Below are 9,826 nucleotides of genomic sequence, written 5' to 3' on the forward strand. Positions count from 1 at the left end.
CTGACCTGCCAGTTGTGGTTGCTGACTGCAACCACAAGTGGCAGGTCAGCGGGCATTTCGGCAACCACAACTGGCAGGTCGGCGGCTTGATGCCCGGCCGGTCGGGTACGAGCACGGGCATGGACACGAACGAGAACGCTCACGAGATCCAGGACTCGAATGCCAACGCCAACGGGCCCGAGGGTGCAGCCGGCGACCTGGGGATCAGCAGCGAACGCATCGGCCAGACCGGTCCCGGCCAGATGTCGACCGACGGCGTACGGGACACCTCGCCCGTCGACCGGGACCTCGACGACGTACCGCCCGAGCAGGCGCCGGGCGGAGCCGAGGAGAACCCCGAGGGCCTCGACCCGAAGGCCGGCTACTCCTCCACCGACCCGCGCTCGCCCTGACCGCGGACTCACCCCTCGCCAGGAGAAGCCGAAGGCCCCGACCGTCTCCGGTCGGGGCCCTCGCTCACTGCTCGATCAGCCGTTGTACGACGGCTGCGACTGCGGGTTGAACACGTCCATGCGGACGGATCCCGCCCGCTTCAGCCGCTTGTCCACGACCCCGAGGACGTCGAAGCCCTGCTGGATGTCGTTGGAGTAGATGTAGCCGTTGTAGTAGTACGCCGACCACGAGCCGCCCAGGATCAGCTTCTCGTCGCTCAGCGGACCCCGGTCGAACCACGCGATCTCGGTCGGCTTGCTCGAGTTGGTGAAGTCGAAGACCGACACACCCCCCTGGTACCACGCCTGGACCATGATGTCCTTGCCCTCGACCGGGATCAGCGAGCCGTTGTGGGCCACGCAGTTCTCGGTGTTCGACTGGGTCCGGGAGATCTTGTAGTAGCTCTTGAACACGAGCTTGCCGTCCACGATGTCGTAGATCGCGTTGGCTCCCTTGTTCGGGCCCACGGCCGGGTTGCAGGTGGCTCCGCCACCGCCGCCGAGCTCGTCGGTGAAGACGACCTTGGTGCCGGCGTTGTTGAAGGTCGCGGAGTGCCAGAACGCGAAGTTCTCGAGGTCCCGCACCGACTCGGTCACCACCGGGTTCGCGCGGTCGGAGATGTCCAGCAGGACACCGTCACCCATGCAGGCGCCCGCGGCGATGTCCAGCTCCGGGTAGGCGGTGATGTCGTGGCAGCCGGTGGTCTCCCGGGAGGTGGTGCCGGCGGGGTTGCCTCCGTCGGCGAAGAGCACGCGCGTGCCGATGAGCGTCGCCGCGCTCGGCTCGTCGACCGGAACCTTCACGACGCTGATCTTGTCGTGTGGCGGCTGGCAGTCGGGGAAGTTCGCGTTCGGGCTGTACGACGACACGTAGACGAACAGGTTCTTGCCCGACTTCTCCGGCGCCAGCGTGTGCGTGTGCGAGCCACAGTCGGTCTCGACGGCGGCGACATACATCGGGTTGGCCCGGTCGGTGATGTCGAAGACCCGGATGCCCTCCCATGAGCTCTTCACGCTCGCCGACTGGCCTGTGCTCCTGCAGGAGTCGTCGTTGCGGCTGGAGTCGACGCTCAGGATCAGCAGGTTGTCGTAGACCGACACGTCGTTCTGGGCACCCGGGCAGGACACCTGGGTGACGACCTCCGGTGCGGTCGGGACGGACAGGTCGTACACCGTGAAGCCGTTGTAGTTGCCGGCGTAGGCGTAGTTGCCCGCGAAGGCGAGGTCGGAGTTGTAGGCGCCCTCCTGGGCGAACTCGCCCTGCTTCGGGGTGTTGTGCAGCAGGGTCATGTTCGGGCTGCTGGCGGTTTCACCCGGGGCAAGGGTGGCAGCAGCAGGGGGCATCTTGGCGAGGTCGGCGCCCGGCAGGCACGCCATCGAGAAGTTGTCTCCGGCCTGTTTGAGCTGCTGGCGCTGGGACTTGGTGCACTTCGGGCCCGCCGCGGGTGCCGCGGCGGACTTCTGCTCGTGACCATCGTCGGCCAGGACGGGGCCGGAGGAGAAGCCGGCAAGCCCCAGCGCCAGTCCCAACGCGGTGGCGGTGACGGCTGTCCTGCGCCTGGGCAGGCGGGCGCGTTTCCATGAAGGTTGCATTTTTTCCCGAGACCTTTCGTCGCACGCTGCGGGGTTTCCGCGCGTGTCCAGAAGTGTCGTATCGTGCAATCGCTGGTTGTGTAAAGGCCCCCTCGCCGATGCGATCCATTCAATTCTCGGGAAGTGGATGACGTGCCCCTCGTATTTCCTGCTGCGCCCAGACGGCATCACCGGTCGGCGCTGCTGTTCGCCTTCGCTGTGGTGCTGACGCTTACGCTCACCGGTTGCAGTTCCGGTCCGGGGCCGGAGCCGGAGGCCGCCGACGCGTCGGGCCCGCGCGTGATCCAGCCCGGCAAGCCCGGCGAGGCCGCCGCGGAGGTGGCTCCGGACGAGGCCTCCGTCCCCGACTCCGAGTGGAACCACACCGACGTGGCCTTCATGCAGATGATGATTCCGCACCACGCCCAGGCCATCGACATGGCCGAGCTGGTCCCGGAGCGTGCCGGCAGTGACGTCGTACGGCGCCTGGCCGAGCGGATCAAGGCCGCCCAGGGGCCCGAAATCCTCACCATGGCGGCCTGGTTGGCCGACCGCGGCCTGGAGGTCCCGAAGGTGGGCGACGACATGTCGGACTTCGACCACGGCAAGCACGGGCATCACTCGATGACCGGCATGCTCAGCGAGGCTCAGCTGGAGCGGCTCGCGTCGGCGCGGGGCACGGAGTTCGACCGGCTGTTCCTCACGGGCATGATCCAGCACCACCGAGGCGCGATCTCGATGGCGAACGACGCCAGTCCCGAGGTGGGCGACGTTCTGGTCAGCGAGTTGGTGGCGGACGTGAACGCGTCCCAGAGCGCCGAGATCAACCGGATGCGGGACCTGCTCGCCGCACTCTGAACGGGCACTCACCCGCTGACCTGCCAGTTCTGGTTGGAGCTTGGCCAACCAGAAGTGGCAGCTCAGTGGGTTCGGAGCAACCAGAACTGGCAGCTCAGCGCCCCCAGGGCAACCACAACTGGCAGGTCAGCGGCAGGCGGGGCGTCCGGCAGCGGAGCGGGTACGCCGACGGCCGGCATCCCCAGCGTCACGCCCGTGCCTGATCCAGCCGACTGGGCCAGCCGGCCCTCCCAGGCATCCCCCGACCGGGTACGACGCGCGGCCAGCACCGGTCCGTCGGCCACCAGGTGGTGCGGGGCGGCGTAGGTGATCTCGACCTCGACCACGTCACCCGGACGCACCGCGTCCAGCTCGACGCCGGAGAAGTCGGCCTCGAAGTGCACGAGCCGGTTGTCCGGGCCACGACCCGACAGCCGCAGCGTCGCCTCGTCCTTGCGGCCCTCGCCCTCGGAGACCATCAGCTCGACCCGGCGGCCGACCTGCTTCTTGGCCTCGGTCCACGCGACGTCGTTCACCACGTCGACCAGGCGCTGGTAGCGGTCCTTGACCACCTCGGGCGAGATCTGGTCCTCGAGCGTCGCTGCCGGCGTGCCGGGGCGCTTGGAGTACTGGAAGGTGAACGCGTTCGCGAAGCGCGCCTGACGCACCACGTCGAGCGTTGCCTGGAAGTCCTCCTCGGTCTCGCCGGGGAAGCCCACGATGATGTCGGTGGTGATCGCGGCCTCGGGCATGGCCGCCCGGACCCGCTCGATGATGCCGAGGAACTTCGACTGCCGGTAGGAGCGGCGCATGTCCTTGAGCACCTTGTCGGAGCCGGACTGCAGCGGCATGTGCAGCGAGGGCATCACGTTCGGCGTCTCGGCCATCGCCTCGATCACGTCGTCGGTGAACTCCGCCGGGTGCGGCGAGGTGAAGCGCACCCGCTCGAGCCCCTCGATGTCGCCGCACGCACGCAGCAGCTTGGAGAACGCCTGCCGGTCGCCGAACTCCACGCCGTAGGCGTTGACGTTCTGACCGAGCAGGGTGACCTCGCTGACGCCGTCGGCGACGAGCGCCTCGATCTCGGCGAGGATCTCGCCGGGTCGACGGTCCTTCTCCTTGCCGCGCAGCGCCGGCACGATGCAGAACGTGCAGGTGTTGTTGCAGCCGACCGAGATCGACACCCACGCGGCGTACGCCGACTGCCGCTTGGTCGGCAGCGTCGAGGGGAACACCTCGAGCGACTCCAGGATCTCGACCTGAGCCTCCTCGCCCACCCGGGCCCGCTCCAGCAGCACCGGCAGCGAGCCGATGTTGTGGGTGCCGAAGACGACGTCGACGTACGGCGCCTTGTCGGTGATCGTGGAGCGGTCCTTCTGGGCCAGGCAGCCACCGACGGCGATCTGCATGCCCGGGTTCGCGGCCTTGATCGGCGCCAGGTGGGACAGGTTGCCGTAGAGCTTGTTGTCGGCGTTCTCGCGCACCGCGCAGGTGTTGAAGACGACGACGTCGGGGTGCTCGATGCGCTGGGCGCGCTCGACCTCGGAGGTGAACGGCACGTAGCCCGCGTCCTCCAGCAGCCCGGTCAGGCGCTCGGAGTCGTGGACGTTCATCTGGCACCCGTAGGTCCGGACCTCGTAGGTGCGGACGACGGACTCGGTGGCTTCAGGTGTGGCAGTCATGACCGCCCAACTGTACGGCGATCGACGCTGCGGGGACTCATCAGCGAGCAGCACGCGGACGCCACCCGTCCGATGATCAGCGCACCGGGTCGGGCTCCAGGGTCCGACTCCACAGCGTGGCGCCGGACAGGTCCCGAAGCGAGACGGTCAGCGAACCGTCGGCCGAGATCGCTCCGTGCCCGAAGAACTGGTTGCCGACGCGAGGCGACTCGTTGGGCCGCTCGGCGGACTTGCTGAAGACCACCTCGGGGCCGAAGGTGCCGTCCAGCGCATTCGGGCCGAAGGTGCCGGCCGCGATCGGTCCGGCCACGAACTCCCAGAACGGGTCGAAGTCGGTGAACGCCGCTCGCGCCGGGTCGTAGTGGTGAGCGGCCGTGTAGTGCACGTCGGCCGTCAGCCACACCACGTTCTTGACCCCGTGCCGCTTGAAGGCCGACAGCACGGCCGCGAGCTCGAGCTCCTTGCCGAGCGGCTGGCCCGGGTCCCGGTTGGCCAGGCTCTCCTGGTCCACCGGGCCGTCCGGCACGACCAGGCCCAGCGGCATGTCCGCGGAGATCACCTTCCACGTCGCCGTGGAGGCCCGGACCTCGCGGACCAGCCAGTCGACCTGCTCCTGGCCCAGCAGTCGGGTCATCTCGGTCTCGGTGCCGGCGGTGTTCGGGTCCTTGTGCGTGCGCATGTCGAGGCAGAAGACGTCGAGGTGGGCGCCACGGGGGACCTTCCGGTAGATCCGCGCGGGCACGAAGCCCGAGTCGTGCTGGCGACGGCGGGGCTCCCGGATCGGGATGTTCTCCTGCCACGCCCGCCGGGCGCGTGCGGCGAGCACGTCGACGCGCCGCTCGGTGTAGCGCTCGTCCTCGAGGATCTCGCCCGGGTACCAGTTGTTGGTCGTCTCGTGGTCGTCCCACTGCGCGATCACCGGCACATCGGCGTACATGGCCCGGACGTTCTCGTCCATCGTGGTGTAGCGGTGCCGACCACGGAACTCGCGCAGGGTCTCGGCGACCTTGCTGACCTCCTCGGTGACCAGGTTGCGCCAGATCTGCCCGTCCGGCTCGACGACCTCGGCCTGGATCGGGTTGTCGGCGTAGACGGTGTCGCCGGCATGGATGAAGAAGTCGGGTCGGGTCTCGTGCATCGCGCGGTAGCCGAGCAGACCGCCCAGGTCCGGGTTGATCCCCCAGCCCTGCCCGCACGTGTCACCGGACCACACGAAACTCGAGGACCGGGGGTGGAGGGCCGGCGTGGAGAACCGCAGCCGCGCCCGCTCCCCCCGGTGCCCCTCCTCGTCCTCGAACCAGACGTCGATCTCGTGGTCCCGTCCGGGGCGCAGTCCGCGCAGGTCCAGCTTGGCGGTGAAGTCGGTGCCCCTGGTGGCCAGCCGACCGCGACGCCGCTGGGCACGGCGTCCGCCGGGCACACGGGCGACCAGCCGCCCCCGCCCGCTGGAGCGGGCCCACAGCACGGCGGAGTCGGGGGTGACGTCCCCGCTCTGGACGCCGCTGGGCAGCGTCAGCCGGCCACGCCGGACCAGGGCGGGGCTGGCTCCGGCCCGCGTCGCCAAGCCGCTGGCAGCCAGCGCGGCGCTCGAGGCGGTCGAGGCGGTGGTGGTGAGGAAGGTACGACGTCCGAGGTCGGTCATGGCGCGAGCGTGACCCCCGCAGTCGACCGGGTGGTGACCAACCGGTGAACAACGGCTGGTCAGCGGACGATCAACGGCCGCGGTCGACGTCGAGCCCGTCCAGGGCACCAGAGCGCACCAGCCGAGTCCAGATCCGTTGCCGTCGTTCGATCCCGATCGACGCGGTGTAGTGCCCGTTGTCGCGCCAGACCACGGTGCCGTCCAGGATCGGGCGGCACCGCGGGGCGTCGGGGCAGAAGACCGACCCCAGGTCGACCGTGCTGACGGCCGGTGACTCCGCGGCCGCGACGGCGTAGTAGGCGTCGCTGGCCTTCGTGCGCAGCGGTACGTCGACCAGACACTGCGACTCGTAGCGCGAGCTGGCCAGGCAGTCGAGGATGCTGTCGTAGCCGCTGACCTCGAGGCTGTTGTGCACGATCAGCGACCGCGCCCCCAGCTCCTCGAAGGTCGCCAGCGTCTCCCGGGTCGTGGCCAGCAGCAGCTCGGCGAGGGTCTCGTCGGAGCCGCCGATCCGCTTCATCGTGTCGCCGTGGATCCGCTCGTTGTCGTAGCTGTTCGAGACCAGGATCAGCAGGTCGGGCTCGAGCTCGGGCAGGTGCTCGGCGTACCACTCACCGCGCTCGGCGCGGCACGACGCCTGCTCCGCCGGCGGCCGGCTGCCGTTGGCCAGCCCGGCCTGCCATGGGCAGCCCTCCTGGATCTGCACGGACAGCTCCAGGCCGTGCTCCTCGGCCAGCTTCCGGAAGGCCGGCTCCAGCATCCGTGCGTGACTGTCGCCGATCAGCACGACCGAGGCACCTTCGCCCTCGACGACGACGCAGTCCTCAGCCGACGTGCAGGAGTGGGTGGAGCCGAAGTCCTGGGCGACCTCGGCCCAGTCGATGTCGTCGGGGATCGGGCGCTTCTCGCCGGCCGAGACGGCGCCGACGCTCGAGGCGGTCAGGGCCGGCGACCGGGTCGACTGCAGCATCGGCGGCATCAGCAGCAGCGCCACCAACGCACTCGCACCCACCCCGACCACCGCGACGCGCCAGCCGAACGGCCGCAGCTGGGGCGCGCGCCGGATCGGCAGCTCGAGCACCTGGAAGGAGAGCGCGGCCAGTCCGGTGCTCAGGGCGCCGGCTATCACCGCGAGCAGCAGCGGACGGACGTCGATGAACTCGCGGACCCCGAGCAGGACCGGCCAGTGCCACAGGTAGGTGCCGTAGGAGATCTTGCCCAGGTAGACCGGGATCGGACGGGCCAGGAGCCGGACCAGGAGCTGGGGCCGCTCCACGGCGGTGCTGGCCCCGGCCACCAGCAGGACAGCCGCCACGGTGACCGTGATCCCGCGCCAGCCCGGCGTCCAGCCGAGCAGCCCGGAGGCCAGCACGAGCAGCATCGCCAACCCCACCGGGACGCTCCAGCGCGGCACCTCCCGGGAGCCGGCGGCCCGCAGGGCGACCGCGGCCAGGGCACCGGCCAGCAGTTGGTAGAGCCGGGCGTCAGTGCCGTAGTACGCGTGGTTCGGGTCGGCGGACATCCAGTAGAGCTGGGCGGCCAGGGAGAGCGCCAGCAGCACCGCCAACCCGGCCGGGAGCACCCAGCGGCGGGTGCGCGACCAGCGGACCAGCAGCAGGAGCAGCACCGGGTAGACGAAGTAGAACTGCTCCTCGATGGCCAGCGACCAGAAGTGCAGGTAGGGGCTGTGCTCCACGTCGGCTGCGAAGTAGTCGTTCTGCTGGGCCAGGAAGCGCCAGTTCGCCACGTAGAGCAGGGCGCTCTGCGCATCGCCGACGTAGGCCAGGCGACGCACCACACTGGTGACCAGGGTGAAGAAGCCCGCCGTCGCGACCACGACGACCACCGCTGCCGGCAGCAGCCGCTTGACCCGCCGCGAGTAGAACTGACCCAGCCGCAGCGTGCCGGTCGCGTCCATCTCGGCCAGGATCACGTGGGAGACCAGGAAGCCGGAGAGCACGAAGAAGAGGTCGACCCCGATGAAGCCGCCCGCGACCGTGGCCATCCCGGCGTGGAAGAGCAGCACGAGGTAGACGGCGATGGCACGGAGCCCGTCGAGCGCGGGGCGGTATCCGTACATCACGCGCGCACCCTACCGGGGCGCTCCGACACCCCTGGCATGCTCGACCGAGCGCCAGGGGCCGCGTGTGACAGGACGCATAACCAGGCAGCGCTGCGGCTCGTTGACCCCGCGTGTGTGACGACCATCGACCCGCCCCCGGGCACCTGGGGCTCGACCGACGATCGCTGCTGCTGAGCGGCGCCGGCGTCACGACGTACGCCGCCGCGGCGACGTTCGAGCCCGCCTCGGCCGGGCCCGGCCGGATCAAGAAGTCCCGCACGCACACGTTCACCGGTCACTTCGACGGGGTGAACACCCCCGACTGGCACTACCTGCCGGTGAAACTCCCCCGCGGCGTCCGCGAGATCGAGGTCTCCTACGCCCACGAGTCACGCAACACCGGCGCCGGGTTCAGCCTGAACGTGATCGACATCGGCATCTTCGACCCCTCCGGCCACGAGCTCGGGGACGCGGCCGGGTTCCGGGGCTGGTCGGGTGGGGCGCGTCAGGAGTTCCGGATCAGCCGCACCCGCGCCACCCCGGGCTACCTGCCCGGCCCGATGACGCCGGGCACCTGGCACGTCATCCTCGGGCCGGTCGCGATCGTGCCGCCGGGCGTCGACTGGTCGGTCACCGTCACCCTGCACTTCGGCCGTCCTGGCCGTCGGTTCGTGCCGAAGCCCGCGCCTCGCTCGGTGAAGGGCACCGGCCCCGGCTGGTACCGCGGCGACCTGCACCTGCACACCGTGCACTCCGACGGCAAGCACACCCCACGCCAGCTGATCAGGCTCGCCCGTGAGGCGGGCCTCGACTTCATCGCCTCGACCGAGCACAACACCAGCTCGGCGAACTCGGTGTGGGGCCGGCACACGCCGCGTGACTTCCTGGTGATCGGCGGTGAGGAGATCACCACGCGCGCGGGTCATTGGCTGGCCGTGGGCATTCCGGCCGGCGCCTGGATCGACTGGCGCTACCGCCCCGCCGACGACGAGCTGCCCCGCTTCACCGACCAGGTCCGCGCCCTGGGCGGGCTCGCGGTCGCCGCCCACCCCTGGGTGCCGATCCCGAGCACCAAGTGGGACTTCGGCTACGACTACGCCGCGATGGACGCGATCGAGATCTGGAACGGTCCGTGGACCCTGGACGACCAGTTCGGCGTCGAGCACTGGCACGCGATGCTGGTGGCCGGTCGGTTCGTACCGGTGCTGGGCAACTCCGACTCCCACCACGAGGGGCAGACGGTGGGTCGCGCCCAGACCGTCGTACGGGCCTCCTCGCTGGCGACCCGGGCGATCGTGCGAGCACTGAAGCAGGGTCACTCCTGGATCGCGGAGTCCGCGGCCGTCGACCTGACCTTCACCGCCACCCTCGGCGACGCGTCCGCCTCCTGCGGGGACCGGCTCGCCGCGGCGGACGGCGACATGGTCGCCGTACGCCTCGTGGTCACCGGCGCACCCGGCTGCCTGGCCCAGATCCGCGGGCCGCTGGGGCCGCTCGCGGGTTCGCCGACCGCCGCCGACGGCTCCGCCACCGTGACCGCCCAGGTGCCGGCGGGGGTGGCGCCGTTCGTCCGGGCCGAGGTACGACGCCCCAGCCCCGA

Annotated in this window: 7 protein-coding genes; 3 read left to right on the forward strand and 4 right to left on the reverse strand. The window is 70.2% G+C overall.

All coding sequences use genetic code 11. The features are described from left to right. Positions 1–392 (forward strand): hypothetical protein (locus tag ABZE72_RS13225; RefSeq protein WP_372729501.1); only part of this gene is annotated, 392 nt, incomplete at its 5' end. A gap of 75 nt (positions 393–467) precedes the next feature. Here ABZE72_RS13225 and ABZE72_RS13230 read toward each other — a convergent pair. After that, entirely contained in the window at positions 468–1,961 is a 1,494-nt protein-coding gene (locus ABZE72_RS13230; RefSeq protein ID WP_372729502.1) for an LVIVD repeat-containing protein, read from the reverse strand. A gap of 264 nt (positions 1,962–2,225) precedes the next feature. Between ABZE72_RS13230 and ABZE72_RS13235 the strand changes: the two genes are divergently transcribed. Further along, a complete protein-coding gene (locus ABZE72_RS13235; protein WP_372729503.1) occupies positions 2,226–2,861 on the forward strand; it encodes a DUF305 domain-containing protein in 636 nt (211 codons plus the stop codon). Positions 2,862–2,923: 62 nt separating this feature from the next. Here the strand turns inward: ABZE72_RS13235 and miaB are convergent, their stop codons facing one another. The 3 genes from miaB to ABZE72_RS13250 all read right to left on the reverse strand — a co-directional run bounded on the left by miaB (position 2,924) and on the right by ABZE72_RS13250 (position 8,244). Beyond that, positions 2,924–4,522, reverse strand: a complete 1,599-nt coding sequence (gene miaB / locus ABZE72_RS13240; protein WP_372729504.1) for a tRNA (N6-isopentenyl adenosine(37)-C2)-methylthiotransferase MiaB — start codon at positions 4,520–4,522, stop codon at positions 2,924–2,926. Between the two features lie 76 nt (positions 4,523–4,598). Further along, positions 4,599–6,164 carry an alkaline phosphatase gene (locus ABZE72_RS13245; protein WP_372729505.1) on the reverse strand — a complete coding sequence of 522 codons (1,566 nt, stop codon included), beginning with the start codon at positions 6,162–6,164 and terminating at the stop codon, positions 4,599–4,601. Positions 6,165–6,234: 70 nt separating this feature from the next. Further along, positions 6,235–8,244 (reverse strand): acyltransferase family protein, encoded by a 2,010-nt coding sequence (locus ABZE72_RS13250; protein WP_372729506.1) that lies wholly within the window; start codon positions 8,242–8,244, stop codon positions 6,235–6,237. A gap of 113 nt (positions 8,245–8,357) precedes the next feature. On the opposite strand from ABZE72_RS13250, the gene ABZE72_RS13255 reads away from it, so the two are divergent. After that, the coding region (locus ABZE72_RS13255; RefSeq protein WP_372729507.1) for a CehA/McbA family metallohydrolase at positions 8,358–9,826 on the forward strand (1,469 nt) is incomplete at its 3' end.

It is taken from the genome of Nocardioides sp., assembly GCF_041600255.1.
Classification (GTDB): domain Bacteria; phylum Actinomycetota; class Actinomycetes; order Propionibacteriales; family Nocardioidaceae; genus Nocardioides.

What these genes read in the sequence shown, in the direction of transcription:
- miaB (WP_372729504.1), bottom strand. Translation starts at nt 4,522, where the DNA reads ATGACTGCCACACCTGAAGCCACCGAGTCCGTCGTCCGCACCTACGAG.
- ABZE72_RS13250 (WP_372729506.1), bottom strand. Translation starts at nt 8,244, where the DNA reads ATGTACGGATACCGCCCCGCGCTCGACGGGCTCCGTGCCATCGCCGTC.
- ABZE72_RS13245 (WP_372729505.1), bottom strand. Translation starts at nt 6,164, where the DNA reads ATGACCGACCTCGGACGTCGTACCTTCCTCACCACCACCGCCTCGACC.